At 54.2% G+C, this 22,775-nt stretch carries 19 protein-coding genes; 10 read left to right on the top strand and 9 right to left on the bottom strand.

Annotated elements, in window-relative coordinates:
• Window positions 1–263: 263 nt before the first annotated feature.
• From ACMZ66_RS19720 to ACMZ66_RS19705, 4 genes are all read right to left on the bottom strand, one after another.
• A complete protein-coding gene (locus ACMZ66_RS19720) occupies window positions 264–1,595 on the bottom strand; it encodes a class I SAM-dependent methyltransferase (RefSeq protein ID WP_416939879.1) in 1,332 nt (443 codons plus the stop codon).
• A gap of 93 nt (window positions 1,596–1,688) precedes the next feature.
• Complete coding sequence (smc, locus tag ACMZ66_RS19715) at window positions 1,689–5,222, bottom strand: chromosome segregation protein SMC (RefSeq protein WP_416939877.1); 3,534 nt, start codon at window positions 5,220–5,222, stop codon at window positions 1,689–1,691.
• Window positions 5,223–5,295: 73 nt separating this feature from the next.
• Window positions 5,296–5,892, bottom strand: a complete 597-nt coding sequence (locus ACMZ66_RS19710; RefSeq protein WP_416939875.1) for a DsbA family protein — start codon at window positions 5,890–5,892, stop codon at window positions 5,296–5,298.
• A gap of 245 nt (window positions 5,893–6,137) precedes the next feature.
• On the bottom strand, window positions 6,138–6,761 hold the full coding sequence (locus ACMZ66_RS19705; RefSeq protein ID WP_416939873.1) for a DUF721 domain-containing protein: 624 nt from the start codon (window positions 6,759–6,761) through the stop codon (window positions 6,138–6,140).
• A 56-nt stretch (window positions 6,762–6,817) separates the two neighbouring features.
• Between ACMZ66_RS19705 and mutY the strand changes: the two genes are divergently transcribed.
• Complete coding sequence (gene mutY, locus ACMZ66_RS19700) at window positions 6,818–7,891, top strand: A/G-specific adenine glycosylase (RefSeq protein WP_416939871.1); 1,074 nt, start codon at window positions 6,818–6,820, stop codon at window positions 7,889–7,891.
• Window positions 7,892–7,969: 78 nt separating this feature from the next.
• On the opposite strand, the gene ACMZ66_RS19695 is transcribed toward mutY, so the two are convergent.
• Together ACMZ66_RS19695 and ACMZ66_RS19690 are read right to left on the bottom strand one after the other, a co-directional pair.
• Window positions 7,970–8,179, bottom strand: coding sequence for a hypothetical protein (locus tag ACMZ66_RS19695; RefSeq protein WP_416939869.1), 210 nt, complete (start codon window positions 8,177–8,179; stop codon window positions 7,970–7,972).
• Between the two features lie 140 nt (window positions 8,180–8,319).
• Window positions 8,320–9,420, bottom strand: coding sequence for a site-specific DNA-methyltransferase (locus tag ACMZ66_RS19690; RefSeq protein ID WP_416939868.1), 1,101 nt, complete (start codon window positions 9,418–9,420; stop codon window positions 8,320–8,322).
• Window positions 9,421–9,907: 487 nt separating this feature from the next.
• On the opposite strand from ACMZ66_RS19690, the gene ACMZ66_RS19685 reads away from it, so the two are divergent.
• The 5 genes from ACMZ66_RS19685 to ACMZ66_RS19665 all read left to right on the top strand — a co-directional run bounded on the left by ACMZ66_RS19685 (window position 9,908) and on the right by ACMZ66_RS19665 (window position 16,031).
• Complete coding sequence (locus ACMZ66_RS19685) at window positions 9,908–10,915, top strand: BMP family protein (RefSeq protein ID WP_416939866.1); 1,008 nt, start codon at window positions 9,908–9,910, stop codon at window positions 10,913–10,915.
• A gap of 161 nt (window positions 10,916–11,076) precedes the next feature.
• Complete coding sequence (locus ACMZ66_RS19680; RefSeq protein ID WP_416939864.1) at window positions 11,077–12,672, top strand: ABC transporter ATP-binding protein; 1,596 nt, start codon at window positions 11,077–11,079, stop codon at window positions 12,670–12,672.
• Entirely contained in the window at window positions 12,669–13,739 is a 1,071-nt protein-coding gene (locus ACMZ66_RS19675) for an ABC transporter permease (protein ID WP_416939862.1), read from the top strand. Before ACMZ66_RS19680 ends, ACMZ66_RS19675 begins: the two co-directional genes overlap by 4 nt.
• A gap of 11 nt (window positions 13,740–13,750) precedes the next feature.
• Window positions 13,751–14,692 (top strand): ABC transporter permease, encoded by a 942-nt coding sequence (locus ACMZ66_RS19670; RefSeq protein WP_416939859.1) that lies wholly within the window; start codon window positions 13,751–13,753, stop codon window positions 14,690–14,692.
• A 49-nt stretch (window positions 14,693–14,741) separates the two neighbouring features.
• Window positions 14,742–16,031, top strand: coding sequence for an amidohydrolase family protein (locus tag ACMZ66_RS19665; RefSeq protein ID WP_416939857.1), 1,290 nt, complete (start codon window positions 14,742–14,744; stop codon window positions 16,029–16,031).
• Window positions 16,032–16,060: 29 nt separating this feature from the next.
• Here the strand turns inward: ACMZ66_RS19665 and ACMZ66_RS19660 are convergent, their stop codons facing one another.
• On the bottom strand, window positions 16,061–16,501 hold the full coding sequence (locus tag ACMZ66_RS19660) for a methyltransferase family protein (protein WP_416939855.1): 441 nt from the start codon (window positions 16,499–16,501) through the stop codon (window positions 16,061–16,063).
• 88 nt (window positions 16,502–16,589) lie between these two features.
• Entirely contained in the window at window positions 16,590–17,183 is a 594-nt protein-coding gene (locus ACMZ66_RS19655; protein WP_416939853.1) for a Crp/Fnr family transcriptional regulator, read from the bottom strand.
• A gap of 114 nt (window positions 17,184–17,297) precedes the next feature.
• On the opposite strand from ACMZ66_RS19655, the gene ACMZ66_RS19650 reads away from it, so the two are divergent.
• From ACMZ66_RS19650 to ACMZ66_RS19640, 3 genes are all read left to right on the top strand, one after another.
• Window positions 17,298–17,906 carry a flavin reductase family protein gene (locus ACMZ66_RS19650; protein ID WP_416939851.1) on the top strand — a complete coding sequence of 203 codons (609 nt, stop codon included), beginning with the start codon at window positions 17,298–17,300 and terminating at the stop codon, window positions 17,904–17,906.
• Between the two features lie 155 nt (window positions 17,907–18,061).
• Window positions 18,062–19,363, top strand: coding sequence for an esterase-like activity of phytase family protein (locus tag ACMZ66_RS19645; protein ID WP_416939849.1), 1,302 nt, complete (start codon window positions 18,062–18,064; stop codon window positions 19,361–19,363).
• 94 nt (window positions 19,364–19,457) lie between these two features.
• The gene (locus ACMZ66_RS19640) at window positions 19,458–20,432 is read left to right on the top strand and encodes an SAM-dependent methyltransferase (RefSeq protein WP_416939847.1); all 975 of its coding nucleotides are present in this window, start codon (window positions 19,458–19,460) and stop codon (window positions 20,430–20,432) included.
• Here ACMZ66_RS19640 and ACMZ66_RS19635 read toward each other — a convergent pair.
• Window positions 20,423–20,869: a GFA family protein gene (locus ACMZ66_RS19635; RefSeq protein ID WP_416939845.1), complete on the bottom strand. Its 447-nt coding sequence runs from the start codon at window positions 20,867–20,869 to the stop codon at window positions 20,423–20,425. The genes ACMZ66_RS19640 and ACMZ66_RS19635 overlap by 10 nt on opposite strands.
• Before the next feature lie 236 nt (window positions 20,870–21,105).
• Here ACMZ66_RS19635 and nadB point away from each other — a divergent pair, with 236 nt between their 5' ends.
• Window positions 21,106–22,752, top strand: coding sequence for an L-aspartate oxidase (gene nadB / locus ACMZ66_RS19630; protein WP_416939844.1), 1,647 nt, complete (start codon window positions 21,106–21,108; stop codon window positions 22,750–22,752).
• The last annotated feature ends 23 nt before the right edge of the window (window positions 22,753–22,775 follow it).

Here is a 22,775-nt window from a genome sequence, read left to right as displayed (position 1 = left end):
GCGTTAGGCAATAGTCGCAGTCGATTATTCCTGCTGCTGGTTGGAAAGCACGCTTGCAACCGGCGGTTTCCCTTGGTTCTCATGCATTTGGCGCAAAATGGTAATGCAGATTACGGTGCAATCTAAATTCAACAAGATCAGGCATTTTCATGAAAACAGGCGTGATTTCCCCGCCCGTAACAGCATGAAAGGCTGATGATCGGCATTTGGCTACGCCGATTTACCGTGGGATGTAATGATGAGGGGAATCAGGTTCGGCCGCCTTAGACCTTGCGAACACTTAATACGCGTTCGCCATCTATCTTCTGCCACCCGCCGGGCTTGGCCGCCAACATCCAGTCGAACTTGTGAAACAGCGCCCATACTGCACCAAGCGTATTGATTGCGATCGAATTCATATCGATCGGCTGTTTGGCCAATATTTCATCGCGCAAAATCTTGACGATATCAGCCACACTATTCTTGCCATCAAATACAGCCAGCAGCCGTGCAAGATCCGGCCCACCGGTCAGATCAACCGCATTGCCAGTACCATCCTCAATCAGAACTGGTTTACCGGCCAAGGCCAAGAGATCATCAAAGAAAGTTTTGCTCGGTGGGACAAAGAAATAGGGGGCAAGTTCGCCATCAGGCAGTGCTTCGGTGGTTTGCCCCTTGTCCTCACGCGTCAGATAGAATGCATGAAGCGGCATCGCACCGCTAAAGCGTTCGCAAAATGCCTGCTGATCACGCAGAGGTTTGGCTGCCAGTTCGCGCATCAGCCCCGGATCACGGATCAGGTTTTCAATGCTGTAATGCGCCTTGCCGGTCCCGCCAAAGCCAAAGAAGCCGGTAAAGGCCGCAACGTTCAATCCGGCAGAAGCTGCGAAATCATAGACGCCATGAACGTCATAAGCGCATTCCACGGGATGGAGCAGCAAATCAACGATTTCCGGATCATTTTCCAGAAGCCCTTTGATGAAGCCAGGCCCGCCACCCATTTTCAGCAACATATTATCTTCGGGCAAGGTTGAGAGCAGCTTTCGCGTCATGGCGAGCTGTTCAACAAGGTCTTTGCCCGCCAATAGGGGCTCGATCATCTTGCGCCATTCGGTCACCGCAAGACGCCCATGTTCGCCGTAAACCATGACACCCATCGCGCCATCGGCCTTCAGAACCGATGTCAGATCAGCAAGACCTTCTTCGGGGTCTTCAAGGTGATGAAGCACACCGGCACAATTGACGTAATCGAACGGTTCGGGTTTTGATTTCGCAAAATCCGAGATGGTCTGATTTACATAGGTCACATTGGTCAAGCCGCGGGCTTCGGCCCGGGCGCGTGCGACCTTGGTGCTGGCCGAAGATGGTTCAAGATAGGTCACCGATCCGTCAACGTCACGAAGCTGTTCGGCAAGCCAGATCATGGCATCGCCAGTGCCACCACCCGCGACAAGGGCGCGAAAGCCAGCATCGATTTCGCGCGTCCCGCCAAAGCAGTAATGATTAACCCGTGAAAGTGTATCGAGTGGTGGCATCAATAAACGGTCTTTTTCCTGCTGCGGATCGCGCAGCGGATAGGGAAACTGTTCATAGAGTTCACGCACTTGTTGGGACATCTGAGCCTTCACCATCATTCTGTTTCAATGAGGTGTAACATCCGCTGGCTGCCGAACCCAAAAAGTTTATGAAATTTATTGGGTTGGAAGAAGCTAAGCGCTGAAGTCGAGTTCAGTCTGTTCTTTTTTGGAATAGACTTCTGCCTGATGCAGATCGACCGACACCAGCGACGATACACCTCGTTCGGCCATTGTAACACCAAACAGCCGGTTCATGCGGGCCATCGTCATACGATGGTGGGTAATGACGAGGAAGCGGGTATTGGCGTGACGGCCAATTGCTTCAAGCAGCTTACAGAAGCGGTCAACGTTCGCATCATCAAGCGGTGCGTCAACCTCATCGAGTACGCAAATCGGTGCAGGGTTGGTCAAGAACACAGCAAACAGCAACGCAACCGCGGTCAGTGCCTGCTCGCCGCCAGACAGCAGTGACAGATGCTGAAGCTTCTTGCCCGGCGGGGATGCCATGATCTCAAGCCCGGCTTCAAGCGGATCGTCCGCCTCGGTCAGCATCAGATGCGCTCCGCCACCGCCAAACAGGCGCACGAACAGTTGCTGGAAATGCTTATCCACTTCATCAAACGCCGTTTTCAGACGTGCACGGGCTTCGCGGTTGAGCTGGTTGATGCCATTGCGCAGCTTATCAATGGCAGCAATCAAATCATCGCGTTCAGACACCATCGTGTCTTTTTGTTCCTGCATCTCGGCCAATTCGACTTCGGCGCGCAGGTTGACCGCACCAAGGTTTTCACGCTCGCGCGATTGGCGTTGCAGGCGGGCATCAATATCGCCTTCGCTTGGCAGATCCTTGGTGAGATCAATCTGGCCAAGCTCAACCAACTGATCAGGCGTTGCATTAACGCGTTCGCGGATACGTTCGATCAAATCACGGCGATGCTGTTCGGCCTGTTCGAGCAATGCTTCGCAACGCACGCGACCTTCACGGGCTTCGGCCAGTTTTTGTTCGGCTTCTTTCAGGGTCTGGTCGGCTTCGCGCTGCGCGTTTTCGGCCTTTTGCAGCTCATCTGCTGCATCTTTTCGCGTCTGATCAGAAAGCTCGATCCGGTCAGACAGGATCGCACGGCGCTCTTCGATCTCTTCGGGCTTGAGTTCAAGCTCCTCGATCTCCATGCGGGCTTCTTCCTGACGATCCCGAAGTTCAGCAACACGTTCGCCCGCACCCGAAGCACGTTCGTTCCATGTGGCGATTTCGTTTTCAACAAATTCAAGACGCTTGCGGCGGCCCGACATCGCACTTTGCATGCGCTCAAGCATGGTTCTGGCTTCCATCTGATCAGCACGCGCATCAGCAAGATTTGCGCGCTGCTCAATCATTTCCGCCTTGATTTCCATCAGGCCTTCGCTGCTTTCCTCTGGCAGGGCAGACAGTTCTTCCTGTTCGGCAACGACCTCGTCAAGGTCTTGCTTGGCGCGCTTTTCAGCTTCTTCAGCGTTTTGAAGGCGGCTTTCGATTGCGCTGGCATCGCGTTTGATATTGGCGATTTCTTCGCGTGCCCGTGACAAAGTGTTTTCTGCTTCGCGAACCGCACGGTGGGCTTCCTGTTCGCCGGTGCGCGCAGCCTCAATCTCTTCATCAAGGCGTTCGACATTTTCGCTGGCGATTTCGGAACGCTCAAGGGCGGCTTCGACGACTGCGTCAGCTTCTTCAAGCTCCCCACGCAGTTCTTCCAGTCGGTTGCGTTGACGCAAACGCACAGCAGCCGGAAGTTCGGCACCGGCCAAAATACGATAGCCATCCCAGCGCCAAAGTGCGCCTTCGCGCGACACCAAACGCTGTCCGACCTTCAGGTTTTTGGACAGGAAATTGCCGGTCGCTTCATCTTCAACAATACCGATCTGCCAAAGACGACGGTTCAGCAATGACGGCGCTTCGACAAACTTTGCCAATGCGCTTACACCATCGGGTAATGCTGGATCATCAGATGCAGGATCAATCACCGACCAATGCATGGCGGCATCAATGGCATCGGGCGCATCAAGGTCTTCGCCAAGGGCAGCTGCCATGGCAAGCTCAAACCCGCTTTGCACCGAGATATCTTCGATCACGCCGGGATATTTGTCGTCATCGCCGCCCTTAAGCAGGCTTTCAAGGGCTTCGATTTCCGCCATCAGGCGGGCCTTGCGGCTTTCCGCATCGCGCAGCGCATCACGGGCATCGCTTTCGGCTGTTTTCAGGCCGTCTTCACGATCACGCATTTCAGCCAGACGCATCTCGGCCTCTTCGACGGCCATTTTACGCTGCTCGCAAAGTTCTTCGCACTCTTCAAGATGCATATTTGCTTCTTCAAGAGCTTCGGTGAAGTCGGCCTCAATGCGGATATCATCAAGCTTGGCGACCGCTTCGTCATGGCGTTCTGTCAGACGGTTGCGGCGGGTATTAAGCTCGCTTAAGCGTTGCTGAACGGATTTAAGACGGGCTTCTTCCTCGGCGACGCGATTGGTCAGCGCGTCAACTGCGCCTTCAAGCTCTTCAACCCGGATTGCCTTTTCTGCCGCCATTTCCTTGGCTGCATCAAGCTCGTCATCTTCGCCGCCCTGCGCTTCGCGCAGTTCTTCGCGTTCGCGTTTAAGCTTTTCAAGCGCACCTTGCGCGTCACTGGCAAGTTCCGCTTCTCGGGCAAGGTCGGCATCGATCTGCTGGATGCGCCCGCGAAGCTGGGTCATCTGCATTTCAATCTGCGCCTTGTCCTTATCAAGGCCTTCGCGCTCAATTAAAAGACGCTGAAGGGCTGCGGCCGCATCGGCTTCTTTTTTGCGAAGATCGGGCAGGCTTGCGGCAATGTGGGTCTGAACCGTGGTGGCCTCGGTCACGGATGATGTCAGATCACGGACGGCACTTTCGCCCGCCACCAGCAACTCGCGCGCATCTTTCTGGCGTTTTTCGGCTTCGGTCCAGCGGATATGGAACAGCAAAGCTTCGGTCTGGCGGATGCTTTCGGAAAGCTTGCGATAACGTTCGGCCTGACGGGCCTGCTTTTGCAGCGATGCGATCTGCCCATCAAGCTGAACCAGAACATCTTCAAGACGTTCCATATTCTGCTCGGCATTCTTAAGACGCAGTTCCGCTTCGTGGCGACGTGAATGAAGGCCCGTGATGCCAGCAGCTTCTTCAAGGATCAGGCGACGCTGGATCGGTTTGGCACCGATCAGTGCGCCAATCTTGCCCTGGGACACCATCGCGTTTGATCGCGCGCCGGTCGCGGCATCGGCAAACAGCAACTGGACGTCACGTGCACGGACATCCTTGCCATTAACCTTGTAGTTCGACCCACCGCCACGTTCGATACGGCGGGTAACTTCAAGCATATCAAAATCATTGAACATCGCCGGAGCTTTGCGTGAGCTGTTATCAAGCGTCACGGAAACTTCGGCAACGTTTCGGGCAGGACGGGACGAGGTCCCGCCAAAGATAACGTCGGACATGTCGGAGCCGCGCATCTGCTTGGCTGATGTTTCGCCCATCACCCAGCGCAGCGCTTCAACAAGATTGGATTTGCCACAGCCGTTCGGTCCGACAACACCTGTCAGCCCGTCTTCAACCAATAAATCTGTTGAATCGACGAAGGATTTAAACCCCGTCAGCTTTAGCGATTTAAACTGGACCAATCATGTCCCCCGGTCCGACCTCTGCCCCTGATGCCGGACACCGCAGGCGCGGTATCCGGCAGATTTGTTTTGATTAGTCGATAAGGTCTTCGACTTTTTCGATAAAGAATTCTGCGTCGCGTGCACCGGCAATGGTTTCGCCATCAAGGATGAAGCTCGGCGTGGAGGACACGTTGAATTCCTGCTCACCCTTCATGCGCGAAGCAACGATGGCTTCGATCATTGGCTGATCATTGATGCAGGCATCAACCGCATCACTGGTCATCCCGCCAAAACGGACAACTTCCTTGATCGCGCCAATCGGGTCTTCGGAACGTGCCCAGGTCATCTGGGATTTGAACAGCATGCCCAGAACGCCAAAGTAACGATCATCACCCGCGCACTGTGCGATCGCCGCTGCACGAAGCGCAACGCCATCAAGCGGATAGTCGCGGAAGATCAATTTCAGCTTGCCGGTATCGATCAGCTTTTCTTTGATCTCGGGCAGGGTTTCATTGTGGAACGCTGCGCAATGCGGGCAGGTCAGAGACGCATATTCGATCATCGTGACCGGTGCATTCTCGTCACCCAGTACATGTTCTTTCCATTCAGTCGCATGTGCCTGATGGGTAGCCGATACGCCAAGCGCAATCAGAAACGCACCTGCAAGAAACTTAACCGCCTTTAGCAAGGAAACCTCCGTTAAAACAAAGTTTTGTGATTACAAGCCTGTTGCAGCGCGGGAGTCAACACGCGCCCCAAAACAGCTATTGCACCAACGAGTCGCCAAGTTGGCCCGCAAATGCGGCAACTCCGTGATCGTTCATTTCAAGAAACTGATTCGATATTTGGCTCGAATTTGATGCCGAATTTTGCCTAGTGATCAGGCCTTTGGCCAAACACCATTGCGTGATGAAATCCCGGTTGCCCGGATGGCTACTTTTTATCGCCTTTTGGCTTCAAACCACCACTGGCCCCGGCTATGTGGCGCCCCAGTCGAGTCAGCACTTCGCGCAGATGCGGATCTTCGATCTTTGCCAGATTTTCTTCGCTGGTTTTGGTGATTTCGCCCTCGGGTACGTTGGTTGGAATATGCACGGTGCGTTCGGGACGGGAAATATCGCCTTGAAGCATGGTGATCTTGTTCACGGCGCGATACCCGAAATAGCTGTTCACCCGTTCGATGATTTGCGGCATGCGATGTTGAAGTTCGATCGCGACCGGACCAACCACCCGGATCAAAAGCGTGCCACCGGCGATGCTTTCCTTGGGCGGCGGGGTGTATTTGAGCGGCATGGTAAATTGTTCAAGGTCGCGCCCGACGATTTCCGCCCAATGCAAAATAATCTCGGTCTGAAAGAAGCCGCGCTTGCGCACCAGTGGTCTGGTCAAATTACCGACAAGCGGGGCGACATTGCGCAACCCCATGCGGCGTTCTGAACTACCCATCGGCGTGATGTTTTGCTTTTTTCTGGCCGCGTTTTTTGCCGCAACCGGATCAAATGCCTGATCCATTCCGCGTGTGGTTTTCGTATCAGCCGTATCTTTTTTCTTGCTCACGCCCGCTTCTTCCGTAGGGTCTGCATGTTTCAAAATCAACATAACACGGGAACGCCGTGCATTTCACCACTCAGGACATAGATCGCCTCGGCCACACCATGCTGGAATGGTATGATCGCCATCACCGCACCTTGCCGTGGCGCTCCGAACCGGGCGACACGCCCAATCCATATCACGTCTGGCTTAGCGAAATCATGCTGCAGCAAACCACGGTGCAAACCGTTGGTCCCTATTTCGCAGCATTCTTGAACCGCTGGCCGACGGTGACTGATCTTGCCAATGCGGAACTTGATGATGTTCTGCATGCTTGGCAAGGGTTGGGATACTACGCCCGTGCGCGCAATCTGCATAAATGCGCAAAGGTCGTCGCAACCGATTATGACGGCGTATTTCCCGATACCGAAGAAGGCTTGTTAAAGCTGCCCGGTATTGGTCCCTATACCGCATGCGCGGTTGCGGCCATTGCCTTTAACCGTCACGCAAGCCCGGTCGATGGCAATATCGAACGTGTGATTTCGCGTTTGTTCGCGCTTGAAACGCCGCTTCCCGACGTCAAACCGGAAATCAAGGAAAAGTCATCTGCCCTGACACCGTCAAACCGCCCCGGTGATTACGCCCAAGCCTTGATGGATTTGGGCGCAACCATCTGCACACCACGCAATCCGGCATGTGGCATTTGCCCATGGCAGGCCGATTGCGAAGGACGCAAATCCGGCATCGCGCCTGATCTTCCGAAAAAGCAGAAGAAAGAACCCAAACCCACCCGTGTCGGATACGCATTCTGGATCCGTCGCGAGGATGACGGTCGCATTCTGATACGCCGTCGCCCGGAAAAGGGATTGCTGGGTGGCCTTTACGAAGTACCCGGAAGTGACTGGCGTGCTATTGATGCGCCCGATGATGTGATGCTGTCCGAAGCTCCGATCAAAGCCCAATGGTCGGAACTTGATGGAACAGTTGGGCATACCTTCACGCATTTCCATCTCAATGTCAGTGTACTGGCGACAACGATTTCACCTGATCGGGCCGACGAGCTTGATGGCAGTTGGGCAACGATTGACGGACTTTCGGACTTCGCCCTGCCGACCGTGATGAAAAAGATCGTTCGCCATGCACTGAAATATCGCTGAGCGAAATACGCTCGCGAAATTGAAAAGGCCCGTGGAGATGATCCACGGGCCTTTTGTTTTGTTACTTGCGCGGCGCGATCAGGCGTAGATATCGATCACCTGTCCACGACCTTCGGTCGGGGTTGGTGCAGCCTGCTGCGAAGTTTCAGTTTCTGCTGTTTGCTCAATCCGCTGTGTCGGCGGAGAATTCAGGTCATTACTGCCCGTTTCAGCAATCGGCGATGTCGCCTGCTGAATTTGGACCGGGTTGGGTGCGTAACTTGCACCACCTACTGCACCTGCTTGCATAACGTACTCCATCTATCCTTACGGATAAGCTTTCGTCTTAAATATATAACATTTTTTTTGAAGAAAGCAAAAGCCGGCGGGTTTTCACACCACGCCGGCTTTGAGGCATCAATGATTTAACCGGGTTTCCCCGATCAGGATCAGGCGGGGACCTGACCCATTTCCTTCCGCAGCTGGCTGCGCAGATTGTCGATCGAAACCAGACGTCCGTCACACTTGTAATGCCAATAAGTCCAACCATTACAAGCCTGTGCGCCCTGAACATGCGCGCCGATCTGATGGATCGAACCAGCATTGTCCTTGTGGCTGATCGAGCCATCCGCACGGACCATCGCAGCAACGTTGCCACGGTTGTCATAGATTTTGTCGCCCGGCGACAGCAGGCCGCGTTCGATGACGGCACCGAACGGAATCCGCGGCAAAGAACGTTTCGATTCGGTCATCTCAAGGCTTTCGCCATCAAGCATCTGGACCTTGGCAATGCGATCCCGTGCGGCTTCGGCATAGGTTTCTTCACGCTCAAGACCAATGAAATGACGGCCCAGACGACGGGCTGCCGCACCGGTGGTGCCGGTACCAAAGAACGGGTCAAGCACCACATCACCCTGACGGGTGGTTGCCATCAGAACGCGCTGCAGAAGTGCTTCGGGCTTCTGGGTCGGGTGGACCTTTTTACCCTTGTCGTCTTTAAGGCGTTCCGAACCAGAGCAAATCGGCATCAACCAGTCAGAGCGCATCTGCAGGCCTTCGTTGAGCTGCTTCATCGCTTCGTAGTTAAAGGTGATTGCCTTTTGCTCTTCGCTTTTCGAGCACCACAGAAGCGTTTCATGCGCGTTGCAGAAACGTTTGCCGCGGAAATTCGGCATCGGGTTGGTTTTACGCCAGACGATGTCATTGAGGATCCAATAACCGATGTCCTGAAGCGTGTTTCCAACACGGTAAATGTTGTGATACGAACCGATCACCCAGATCGCGCCGGTATCCTTCAGCACACGGCGGGCTGCGGTCAACCAGTCGCGGGTGAACTCGTCATAGTGACGGAAGCTGTCAAACTGATCCCAATGATCGTCAACAGCGTCGACCTTGGAATTGTTCGGGCGCAGCAGATCGCCGCCAAGCTGAAGGTTGTAGGGCGGATCGGCAAAGATCAGATCAACGGACTTCTCCGGCAGGCTGTTCATCAGTTCGATGCAATCGCCGACCAGGACCTGATCAAGTGGTAAAGATGTCTTTTTTGTCATGATGCCTTCTAGGTTCCCCCTTGAAATCTTGATGAAAGCATCAACCGAAATAGTTAATGAAAGAGTTAACCGACTCCGAAATTTTTCAAGGATTTGCATTGTGTTAGAAAGTGCGTGATCCGTTTAGACAATCTTAACCGGTATGGTCCAAAAACCGGAAGATTTTGACCATGGAAACCGTTTGGCGCCCAAAAGCGCAAACGACTGGTCAGACCGGGCGGACTCCGCAGATTGCCCAGCCCGCAACGTCCCAAAAATGCAGGCCCAATCACGATCAATCATCTTTAAGATGATAAAATTCGACCTAATACACGCCATGGATATCGTAAATTCCGGGCGCATTCCCAAATACTTAGGTCAACCGAGAAAAACTGACCATTTGGACAGAACAGGCTTTGCCTCTTTTCTGATCGTGTATACAATCTGCCCACAATCTATGCATAAAAGTTGAACTTCGCATAACGGTAATAACCTGCAGGGGGACATCATGAAGTCTGGTACTTTTCGCCTTTCCCGCCGCGCCTTGCTATCGGCCGTTGCTGCCGCAGCAGCCGTGGTTTCGTTTGGCTTTGGCACGCCGGCTCAGGCGGCTGATCCGCTAAAAGTTTCTGCGATCTACACCGTTCCGGTCGAACAGCAGTGGGTATCGCGTATCCACAAGGCGCTGAACGCTGCCAAGGAACGTGGCGACATTTCCTATGAGTTCTCGGAAAACGTTGCCAATACCGACTATGAGCGCGTCATGCGCGAATATGCCGAAAACGGATCCAACCTGATTGTTGGTGAAGTGTTCGGCGTTGAACGCGCAGCCCGTAAAGTCGCCGCTGATTACCCGGAAACCGCCTTCTTGATGGGCTCAAGCTTTGCCCCGGATGGCGAGAACTTCTCGGTCTTTGACAACTTCATTCATGAACCGTCCTACCTTGTTGGCATGGCTGCCGGTGCAGCATCGAAATCCAACAAGATCGGCATGGTCGGTGGCTTTGCCATCCCGGAAGTAAACCGTCTGATGCATGCCTTCATGGCAGGTGCCAAATCGGTCAATCCCGATGTTGAGTTTATGGTGACCTTCATCAACAGCTGGTACGACCCGCCCAAAGCCAAAGAAGCAGCCTTTGCGATGATCGATAAGGGTGCTGACATCATGTATGCCGAGCGTTTCGGCGTATCGGATGCGGCCAAGGAACGCGGCATTCTGGCCGTTGGCAACGTGATCGACACGGCAGCTGATTATCCGGGCACGATTCTTGGTTCAGCGCTTTGGCACATGGAAGCGACCATCGATCACGCGATCGAAGCGGTCAAAGCCGGTGAATTCAAAGCCGAAGATTACGGCAAGTTCAGCTACATGGAATTCGGTGGCGGTTCGGTTGTTCTTGATGGAAGCCTGCTTCCGGATGGCACCGTTGCCAAAGTCGAAGCCAAACAGGCTGAGATCCTTGACGGTTCCTTCACCGTTGAAGTGAACGACGAAGAGCCGAAATCTTCGATGTAAGATTTCCGTGAACTGATTGGGCAGTTCGGTATAAAAGCCGAACTGCCCTTTCTCGTTTGATCAAATCCCGCCCATTTCTGGTCGTCTGATCAAACCGTCCCATCGAAATATCGCCTTATCGCCCCACAGCGTGACGCATAAAAACAAAACGGAATTCCCGGATGTCATCTGCTGCGCACACATCACCTGAAACGTCCCCGGAACTTCTGCTGTCACTGGCAGGGGTCACCAAGAAATTCGGCCCGCTGATTGCCAATGACGCCATCGACCTGACGGTCCATCGCGGCGAAATCGTCGCCCTGCTTGGCGAAAATGGCGCGGGCAAAACCACCTTGATGAACATTTTGTTCGGTCACTATGTTGCAGATGAAGGCACCGTCACGGTCGCCAATCGCGATGGTGATCTTGAGCAACTCGAACCGGGCGCCCCGCAGGCCGCCCTAGATGCCGGGATCGGCATGGTTCATCAGCATTTCACATTGGCCGAAAACCTGACCGGGCTTGATAATATCGTCCTTGGGACAGAGCCGATTTTCCGCCTGCGTCGCGACCGCACCAAGGCGCGCGCCAAGCTTGGCGAATTGATGGCCGGATCGGGTTTGAATGTCGATCTCGATCAGCCGGTGCACAAGCTGACCGTTGGTGAAAAGCAGCGCGTTGAAATCCTGAAAGCGCTTTATCGTGATGCCAGATTACTCGTGCTTGATGAACCAACCGCCGTTCTGACACCGCAAGAAGCCGACAGCATGTTTGCGATCCTGCGCAAGCTTGCCGCAAATGGTCTGGCCGTGATCATCATTGCCCACAAACTGGCTGAAGTCCTTGCCGTATCTCACCGTATTGCGGTTTTACGCGGTGGCAAAAAGGTCGGCGAAATGAATACCAGCGATGCCGATCATCGTTCCATCGCCGAGCTGATGGTTGGCCGCGAAGTCCCGGTCAGTCGCCGTACAGCACGTGAACCGGGAAAACCGGTGATCAAACTTTCGGATGTGACGATTGATCGCGGTGATTTACGCCGATCCCTGCATGGGGTCAATGTCACCGCCCGTGAAGGTGAAATCCTTGGCATCGCCGGAGTATCAGGCAACGGTCAGGCAGCCTTGGCGCAATTGATTGCAGGCCTTGATAAACCAGATCAGGGCACGGTCGAGATTTTCGGTGAAACGGTCACGAAGTTTGATGCGCACAAATTTGCGCAAAACGGCATCGCCCGCATCCCCGAAGACCGACATCATGATGGCATGGTTGGATCAATGACCGTGGCCGAAAACATCGCCATCGAAGATGTCCGAAATCCTGATTTTCAGAAATTCGGCTTCCTTGATTTTGACGCCATTCGCAAACGTGCCGAACATGCCATTGCCGATTACGATGTCCGCTGCCCGGGGCCGGATGCGCCTGCCCGCCTTCTTTCGGGCGGCAATATCCAGAAGCTTATTCTGGCACGTGTTTTGGAAAAATCGCCGAAACTGATTTTGGCCAATCAGCCGTCACGCGGCCTTGATGTTGGTGCGCAATCCGAAGTCCATCGTCGCCTGCTCGAAGCACGGCAAAACGGTGCTGCCGTCATCCTGATTTCCGAGGATCTGGATGAACTTCTGACCATCTCTGATCAGATTGCCGTCATTCATGCTGGTCACATCACCGATCCCATGGCGACGGACAGCATTGATCGATCCGAGCTTGGCCTGATGATGGCCGGACAGAAAGAGGCTCCGCATGCCGATACCACCAATTCGGGAGAAACGGCATGATCCGCTTTGAACCCCGCACTAATCCCGGTCCTGTTCTGGTTTATGGCGTGCCGGTTATTGCAGCTGCGATCGCCATTTTACTCGCCGCCATTCCGCTTGCCTTGGCCGATGCACCGATCCTGAAGGCCTATGGCCTTATGATTACAGGTGCGTTCGGGTCCGTGTTTTCAACATCGGAGATGCTGACACGTGCGACCCCGCTGGTCCTGACAGGTCTTGCGGCCGCCATCGCCTTTCGCGCAAAGCTTTGGAACATTGGTGCCGAAGGTCAGCTTTACATGGGGGCCATGGCCGCCGTTGCGGTTGGTGCCGGTGTGGTTGATGGTCCGAGTTGGATCATGATCCCGCTGATCGTCATTGCTGGCATGGTCGCCGGTGCCGTGATGCTGATCGGTCCGACTTTGATGAAGACCCGCCTTGGTGTGGATGAAGTCGTTACCACCTTGCTTTTGAACTTCATTGTTTTGCTGTTTGTGCAGATGATGCTTGAAGGCGCGCTTAAAGACCCGATGTCGATGGGCTGGCCACAGTCCGAACCGATCATCGATAGCGCGATTTTCCCGCCGCTTCTCGAACGCATGCGGGTTCATATTGGCCTGATCATTGCGCTGTGTTGCGCGGTTGCCTTGGCTGTTTTCGTCAAACGAACTGTGTGGGGATTTGAAATCCGTGCGGTTGGTGAGAATGCTGCGGCTGCCAAGTTTTCCGGCATTTCCGTTACCAAAACCATGATCCTTGTCGCGGCCCTTTCGGGTGGTCTGGCGGGCTTGGCCGGTGTGTCGGAAGTGGCTGGCACGCGTGGTTATCTCGCAACAGACCTGTCACCGGGTTATGGCTATGCCGGGATTGTGGTGGCGATGTTGGCGCGTTTATCGCCCGTGGGCGTGATTGCATCGGCCCTGTTTGTTGCATCGGTTTTCGTTGGGGCAGATTCCATGAGCCGCGCAATTGGTGTTTCAAGCTATCTGGCCGATTTGATCGTTGCCATGGCGCTTCTGTGCGTTTTGATCGGCGGGTTCCTGACCCGGTTCAAGGTTCACTTTGATCGTAAATCGGCACAGGGCTAAGGGGAAAGACCATGGAAATCATTGATATTATTCTGGCCGCCAGCTTTTGGGAAGCCGCCATTCGCATCGCGACCCCGTTGATCTTTGGCGTTTTGGGTGCGCTTGTTTGCGAACGTGCAGGCGTTCTTAACCTTGGGATCGAGGGCATCTTTACCGCCGGTGCGATGGCGGGTTGGATGGCCGTTTGGCTGGGTGCCGGGCTTTGGGGTGGTGTGCTTGTCGCAGCCCTTGCCGGGGCGTTCTTTGGCCTGATCCATGCGATCCTGACCGTTCCGCTTGGCCTGAGCCAGCATGTATCGGGCATCGGTGTGACGCTTCTTGCCACCAGCCTTTCATACTTCACATACCGCACAGCCCTTCCCGACGTTTCATCGCCGCCGCGTATCGAGCCATTCCGTCCGCTTGATATTCCGTTCCTGTCTGACCTGCCGTTTATTGGTCAGGCGCTGTTTTCGCAAACGGCGATGACGATCCTGGCGCTGGTTCTGGTATTTGTGACCGGTTGGGTTTTGTATCGCACCCCGCTTGGTCTTGCGATCCGCGCTGTTGGTGACAATCCATCGTCGGTCGAGGCGCAAGGATTATCGGTTTACGGCCTTCGCATTGGCGCGGTTGTTGTCGGGTCATCATTGATGGCACTTGGCGGTGCGTTCCTGACCATGTCGGCCTTTGATGCGTTCTTCTTCGGCATGATCAATGGTCGTGGCTGGGTTTGTATTGCCCTGACCGTATTTGCAAGCTGGCGGCCCGTAAAGGCATTGATCGGCGCATTGCTGTTTGGCGCGTTTGATGCGTTTCAGGTGCGCCTGCAGACCGAAGTCGGCGCCTTCCTGCCGTCGCAGGTTTTCCTGATGATGCCCTATATCCTGTCGATCATTGCCCTTATCGTCGTTGCCCGTAAGGCCGATTACCCCAAGGCACTTCTTGTGCCATGGTTCAAAGGCCAGCGTTAAGCACGCCCGACTGTTTTAAGACTGCCACCACCAGACCAAGGATGATGCCATGCAACCCGATCTGATCCTGAAAAACGCCAATATCGCCAACGGCCAGAGCAATGTTGATATCGCGTGTCAGAACGGCAAGATCATCGAAATCGCCGAACATATCGATGTGCCCGCGGTCGAGGTTCTTGATTGTGGTGGCATGCTGGTCAGCCCGCCCTTTGTTGACAGCCACTTCCACATGGATGCGACCCTGTCACTTGGTTTGCCGCGCATGAATGAGTCGGGGACATTGCTTGAAGGCATCGCGTTGTGGGGGGAGCTTAAACCGCTTTTGACACCCGAAGCAGTCATTGAACGGGCGCTGAAATATTGCGATCTGGCGGTATCAAAGGGCCTTCTTGCGATCCGTAGCCATGTTGATGTTTGTGATGACCGGTTGCTTGCAGTTGATGCGCTTTTGGAAGTCAAAAAGCAGGTCGCGCCTTACCTTGATCTGCAACTGGTAGCCTTCCCGCAAGATGGTTACCTGCGAAGCAAAACGGCGAAGGAAAACACCATCCGCGCGCTGGATAAGGGTGTTGATGTTGTTGGCGGCATTCCGCATTTCGAACGCACCATGGCAGACGGCGCACAAAGCATCAAAGAGCTGTGCGAAATGGCGGCCGATCGTGGGCTTATGGTTGATATGCATTGCGATGAGTCCGATGATCCGCTGTCGCGCCATATCGAAATGCTGACCTATGAAACCCAGCGTCTGGGGCTTCAGGGACGAGTGGCCGGATCACACCTGACATCGATGCATTCGATGGATAACTATTACGTCTCCAAGCTGATTGCCCTGATGGCCGAAGCCGAAGTTTCCGCCATCGCCAACCCGCTGATCAACATCACTCTTCAGGGCCGTCATGACACCTATCCCAAGCGTCGCGGCATGACCCGCGTGCCGGAACTGCGCAAGGCGGGTCTGACGGTAGCGTTCGGTCATGATTGCGTGATGGACCCCTGGTATTCGATGGGGTCTGGCGACATGCTGGAAGTCGCATCGATGGGGCTTCATGTGGCGCAAATGACGTCGCGCGATGATATCCGGGCCTGCTTTGATGCGGTGACCACCGAGCCCGCCAAGATCATGGGCCTTGAAGGATATGGCATTGAAATCGGCAACAATGCCGATTTCGTCATCCTGCAGGCCCGCGACACGATCGAGGCGATCCGCATGCGGGCAAATCGCCTGTTGGTCATCCGCCGTGGCAAGATCATCGCCGAAACGCCGATGGCGCAAACCCGCCTGCATCTGGCAGACCGCCCGGATCATGTCCGCGAACATGAATACGCGCCGGGTCAGTAACGCTTTAAGCGACGGTTTACTGTGATCGCCTAGATCCAGCGCCGGGTTCGCGCGCAATAGATGCGATACGCATCGCCGACCCCGGTCCGCATGACGGCTTCTTCATGGGCGATGTACCAGAACTGACAAACGACAAAAAACGCGACCGGTGCAAAGAACGCCAATGCGCAGTGGCTGATCACAGCCGCCCCGATCAATGAAATTGTCAGGCCCAGATACATCGGATTGCGGCTATGTCGAAACAGGCCGTCGGTGACGATGGTGTTTGGCTCATCAAAGGTTTCAACGGTCGTTTTCTGTTTACGGAATTGTTTCTTGGCAATCACGGCCAACATCAATCCACCGACAAACGGGACAAAGCCCCACGGATTGATAACAAGTGCACCGTCACGGATGAAACAAAGTTGGGCCGTTACACCGATCACGATCAGCAGCAACAAGAACAAATAAGGCGGAATAAGTTTTTGCATGGATGTCTCCTTTGTGAAGACGCCCATCATGCCCGCCTGACGGCCACCGACCTTAACATGGGTTAAGAGCAGCGATTAAGCGATCTGATCAGGAATTTGTCATGCCCATTTCACGGCGAATGCGTGACAGTGCCACATCGGTAATGCCCAGATACATCGCCACCTGTCGAAGTGAAATCCGCCCGGCGTCCGATCCAAATTCGGCAATGAAATTTTCATAGCGCTGGCGCGCGGACAGCATCAGAAATTCCGCTTCGCGCCGTTCCTTTTTCAGGATCAGGATTTCCAACAATCTCCGCACGACCACCGCCCAATCGGAATGCTGTTCAGAAAGCATAACAAGGTGGGGATAGGTAATGGCAACAGTACGAAGTTCTGTCAGGGCTTCGGTGAAGAACGGGCTTGGAACCCCGTTGATCGCGGTATCCATGCTGGCCAAAGCCCCGCCGGGGCCGGTGATGGATTTGTTGCGTTCGCGGCCATCCGGATCAATGTAGTAATAGCGCGCCAAACCATCAGCGATGAAATAGACCCGCTGATCGCTATCCCCTGCGGCAAAAACCGTCTCACCCGCCTTCCAGCTTTTGGTGCTCAGGTGATCAATCGCGGCTCTCCAGCTTGCATCGGAAATCGGGTGTAAATCACTAAGCCGTTGGCGCAGTAAATCGGTGGCTGCGATCATTGCGGTTCATATCCCCAAATCACAAGAATGCCCTTGCCTGGCGCATGAGGCGAACCTAGTCTTATCGCTCAATTCGCCAAAGACCAAGCGCCCGCTTAGTAGCCAAGGATCGACATGTTCTACGAACCCGGAAAAACCGCCCATAATCTTCCACACGATCCGTTCAAGGCATGTGTTGCACCGCGCCCGATTGGCTGGATTTCCACGCTTGATAAAAACGGTCGTCCCAATCTGGCACCCTATTCGTTTTTCAATGCTGTTTTGGGCACGCCGCCGATGGTGATGTTTTCATCGGGTGGTTCGGTCGATAGTCTTCAGAATGCGCGTGATACGGGCGAGTTTGTGGTTGGTGTTGCCCCAAAGGCGATGCTGAAAGAGCTTAATTTCAGTTCATCGCCACTGCCATCAGGTGAAGATGAATTTGAATATGCCGGGCTTGAAAAGCTTCCGGCCAAATGCGTTAAACCGCATCTGATCAAGGGCGTTCCGATCCATATGGAATGCGAAGTCTATCAGATCGTCGATCTGCCAAGCGCCTTCCCCGATCAACGCCCGTGCGGTATGGTGATTGGAACCGTGGTTGGTTTGCATATTGATGATGACATCATCCGCGACGGGATGGTCGATATCACCCTGTTTGAGCCGCTTGCCCGGCTTGGCTATCACGAATATGCCAGCATTTCCGAGACCTTTACGGTTCGGCGCGAAGATTTTTGGAAATAATTGGTGATAAGCGTCTGATTTGTTTCATCAAAACGACGCTCAAGCGCAAACAAACTGTCACAGAGACACTCTAATGTGAACAGGAACACAGTTCGCTCGAACATCAAACGGGCTTGAGCTGGGGTTCTTTGTACATTTTTCTGGGGGTCTCCAAGATGAAACGGACGTTTGCAGCCGGTATTGTCGGCTTTGCGGCAATGCTTCTGGCCGGTTCGGCAATGGCTGGTGAAGCCAAGGTTTTCGAAACCAAAAGTGCGATCAACAACCTGTCGACCGTGATGGTTGATGGAGGCAAGTCACGTGATCTTACGGTTGGCCTTGGCTCTGGCGCATATCGTCGTCCGGGTGATCCGGCGAACATGTTCTATGCCGTTTCTGACCGTGGTCCGAACTTCGTTTGTGGCGATGTAGAAACCGTTCTTGGCGTTTCTGCTGATCAGGTTTGCAAAGGCCAGAAAGTGCGCGTTTATCCGACCCCGGATTACTCGCCGTCGATCTACACCATCTTCCTGAACAATGATGGCAGCTTTGACATCAAGGACGTCATTACCATCAAGGATCAGAAGGGCGTTCCGCTGACCGGGTTGACCAACAAGCTGACCGTCGCAAAAACCGAAAAGCCGGTTGATGCCAATGGCAATATGCTTGAACAGTCTGAATCTGCCATCGACGCAGAAGGCATCATTCGTCTGACGGATGGTTCTTACTGGATTGGCGAAGAAAACGGCCCGTCCATTCTGCATGTTGCATCTGATGGCATCGTGATCCAGCGTATCGTTCCGGCCGGTTCGGAAAAGGATTTTGCTGGCGCTGCTTATAAAGTAACCGGTGGTCTTCCGGCCATTCTGGTGACCCGCCAGACCAACCGTGGCATTGAATCGATGGCGGTATCGCCTGATGAATCCAAGCTTTATTTCATGGTTCAGAACCCGCTGGCGAACCCCAATGCGGATGCCTACAAGGCGGCGAAAAACACCCGTCTGTTCGTCTATGACCGTGCATCGGAAAAGCTGACCGGCGAATATATCTATCAGCTTGATGATCCGCAGACCTTCCGCAACGATCCGTCCAAGAAACAGAATGCACCGCGCATTTCCGAAGTTCTTGGTCTTGGCGATGACCGTCTGCTGGTTCTCGAACGTACCGACAAAACCACCAAGCTTCATGAAATCGAGCTTAAAGGTGCGACCAACATTCTTGCGACCCGTTGGGACGACATGTCGACCAGCCCGTCGCTTGAACAGGAAAACGATCTTTCGAAAATCGATCTGGTTGCCGTTTCCAAGACCCTTCGCTTTGACAGTGCCGACTACCCGGAAGCACCGAACAAGCTTGAAGGCCTGGCGATCATGGGTGATGGCGCACTTGCCATGATCAATGACAATGATTTCGGCATCAAGGGCGACCCGACCAAGGTCATCCTGATCGAAGGTCTGGTTCAGGCTGACAAGTTCTGATCCGACACTTTCTGATCTGAACCACCAAAGCAGGAAGGCTGTCATGCAGCTTTCCTGCTTTTTTATTGCCTGAAATGGGCGTAAAAGCAGGCCCATGATGACAGAAAAACAGACATTCGACACCCCGGACGGCGTTGACGCCGTGATTGAGCCCATGGATGCAACCGGCTACCTCGCCCCAGTTGGCTTTGAGGAGCAGTTGTTCAAGGAATTGGGCGATGTGATTGAACGCCATGACCGGTTGATGTTTGCACCCGGTCCGGAACGGCGTGTCTTCTGGGCGCAAAATGTCTGGCGCAACCCGGTGCAGATTGCCATCCCCTCGATCAAGGGTGCGGCCAAAATCCTGAAATTCAATCAGCGCAACTGGGCCCTGTTCAAGTTTGACCATTTTTCCCGCGCCAAGCTGATCGAAGGGCATCTGCCCCATGTATCGGCAAAACGTCAGGTATTTGGCGAACCGGCACCGACCGCGCCACTTGGATCCTGGACGCTGATCGATCCCGATACGATCATTGCGTCTGCCGATTGTTCCAGCCCGTGGAAAAACGGCGAAGTCGAGTTCGAAGAAGACAAGGTCGTCCCGCCAAACCGCGCCTATTTGAAACTGTGGGAAGCGTTTACACGTCTGGGCGCTTATCCGCAGGCAGGTGATCGCACCATGGATATGGGCGGTAGCCCCGGTGGCTGGACCTGGGTGTTGCATGAATTTGGCACCGATGTGATTTCCATCGACAAGGCCCGCCTTGACAGCAAGATCGCCAATCTGCCGCGCGTTGATTTCCGTCAGGAAAGTGCCTTTGGCCTGAACCCGGAAGAAGTCGGCTATATCGATTGGCTGTGTTCGGACATCATTTGCTATCCGGATCGCCTGTTCCAGCTGGTTAACCAGTGGATGGATACCGGCATGGCGACCAACTTTATCTGCACCATCAAGCTGCAGGGCGATACGGACTATTCCGCCATCACCCAGTTTGCCGATATTCCCGGATCAAAGGTCGTGCATCTTTACAATAACAAGCACGAGCTGACCTGGATGAAGGTGCCGGGCGTTACCGATCAGGATTGACCGGCAACCGCCGCTGTACCGACATTATCTGACTGGTCATGTTGGGGGATTGCCGGATCAATCGGGTAATAATCCCCCTTATCAGCACAATAAATCTGACCGACCGTCGTCATGCCCTTGGTATCATCAAGGGTACCTGGCATCAGTGCCATATTGTCGGTCCGCACAGGACGCCAGAACAGGGCAGTCCCGCATTCCTTGCAAAATCCGCGGTCGGTTTTGTCTGACAGGCGATACCACCGCAATCCTTCGTCACGGGTCAGTTTCATGTGATGGCGGTCAAACCGCGCATATGAACTGACATGGCCGTGAAGTTTGCGACACAGTTCGCAATGACACATGACCGTGTCATCCAATGGACCGTGGATTTGATAACGCACTTCGCCGCAATGGCAGCCGCCGGTATAGACGGTCTTTTCGCTGGCAGTTTTGCCCACAGCAACCTCCCCTGATTGGTGGTGGGTGATCCATTAAATCTGTTTGATTGGCCCGAAATTGCAAGCAGCGGATATCAAGGCCACATCATCAAAGGCGAAATCATCACACCATTTCAGACAAATATGTTTGAGATTGGCGAAAAGCAGTCCTATTCTGCGGCTCTGTTCGGAGCCCGATGTTGACGCCACCGCGCCAGTTTCCGCCATCGGGCACCGCCCAAAAGTGATGGGATAAAATGTCCGAAAACTCATTCCACTATGACGTTCTTGTCATTGGCAGTGGTGCTGCCGGTCTATCTACCGCGCTTAAGCTTGCCCCGCACGTTAAGGTCGCCGTTCTTTCCAAGGGAAAGATTGATGATGGCTCGACCAACTGGGCGCAGGGTGGCATTGCAGCAGTCCTTGATGCTGCTGACAGCATCGAAAATCACGTCAAGGATACGCTGGTTGCCGGTGCAGACCTTTGCAAACGCGAAACCGTTGAATTTGTTGCCGCCAATGCGGCGCGCGCGATTGGCTGGCTTGATGAGCTTGGCATTCAGCTGACCCGTGATCCGGCTGGTGACAACAATCAGCCATTCCATCTGACCCGCGAAGGCGGTCACAGCCATCGCCGCATTGTCCATGCGGCGGACGCAACCGGGCGTGCTGTGCAAACCACGCTGCAGGGCCAGGCGGTTAATCATCCGAACATCGATATCTTTGAAGATTACCTTGCGATTGATCTGGTCACAGACCGCAAGTTTGGCGGCGAAGGCCGCCGGTGCATCGGCGCCTATGCGCTGGATCTTGAAACAGGGACGGTAAAATCATTTAACGCGCGCACAGTCATTTTGGCGACCGGTGGTGCAAGCAAGGTTTATCGATTTACCTCAAACCCCGATGGGTCGACCGGGGATGGCATTGCGATGGCGTGGCGCGCGGGTTGTCGCGTGATGAATATGGAATTCAGCCAGTTCCACCCGACCTGTCTGTATCACCCGCAAGCCAAATCCTTCCTGATTACCGAAGCTGTGCGTGGTGAAGGTGGCAAGCTTTTACTGCCCGATGGCACGCGGTTCATGGACCGGTTTGACGAGCGCGGTGAACTTGCCCCGCGTGACATCGTCGCGCGCGCAATTGACCATGAAATGAAGCGTCTTGGTGCCGATTGCGTCTATCTTGATATCACCCACAAGGGTGCGGATTTCATCAAGGAACATTTCCCGACGGTTTATGAGACCTGCCTTGGTTATGGCATCGACATGACCAAACAACCGATCCCGGTTGTTCCGGCTGCGCATTACACCTGCGGCGGGGTTTTGACCGATCTTCGCGGGCGTACTGACCTGACGGGTCTTTATGCCATTGGCGAATGCGCGGGCACAGGCCTTCATGGGGCGAACCGTCTGGCATCGAACTCGCTTCTGGAATGTCTTGTATTTGGTGAAGCGGCCGCCAACGACATCATCGAAGCCCTTCCGGTCGAAGATCATTTCAAACCGATCCCTGATTGGGATGAAACCGGCATTACCGATTCCGACGAAGAAGTGATTGTTGCCCATAACTGGGAACAGCTTCGCAACGTGATGTGGGACTTTGTTGGCATTGTCCGCACCACCAAACGCGTTCAGCGCGCGCAACATCGTGTTGACCTGTTGCTTTCGGAAATCGACGAATATTACGGTAATTTCCGCGTCACCAATGACCTGTTGGAACTCCGTAACCTGTCGGTTGTCGCCAAGCTGATCATTCAATCAGCGCTTTGGCGTCGCGAAAGCCGTGGTCTGCATTACACAACCGACTATCCGGATCTGGATGAAAGCGGAACCCCGCGCCAGACCATTCTGGTACCGGAAAACTTTGCAGGTCGCTGGGTGATTTCAGGTCAGTGGAAAACCTGATCCCCAAGATCAAAACAAGGGAA

It is taken from the genome of Thalassospira sp. (assembly GCF_048059015.1).
GTDB lineage: Bacteria > Pseudomonadota > Alphaproteobacteria > Rhodospirillales > Thalassospiraceae > Thalassospira.
Note: the sequence above shows the minus strand (reverse complement) of the source record. Positions and strands in the feature narration are given on the sequence as shown.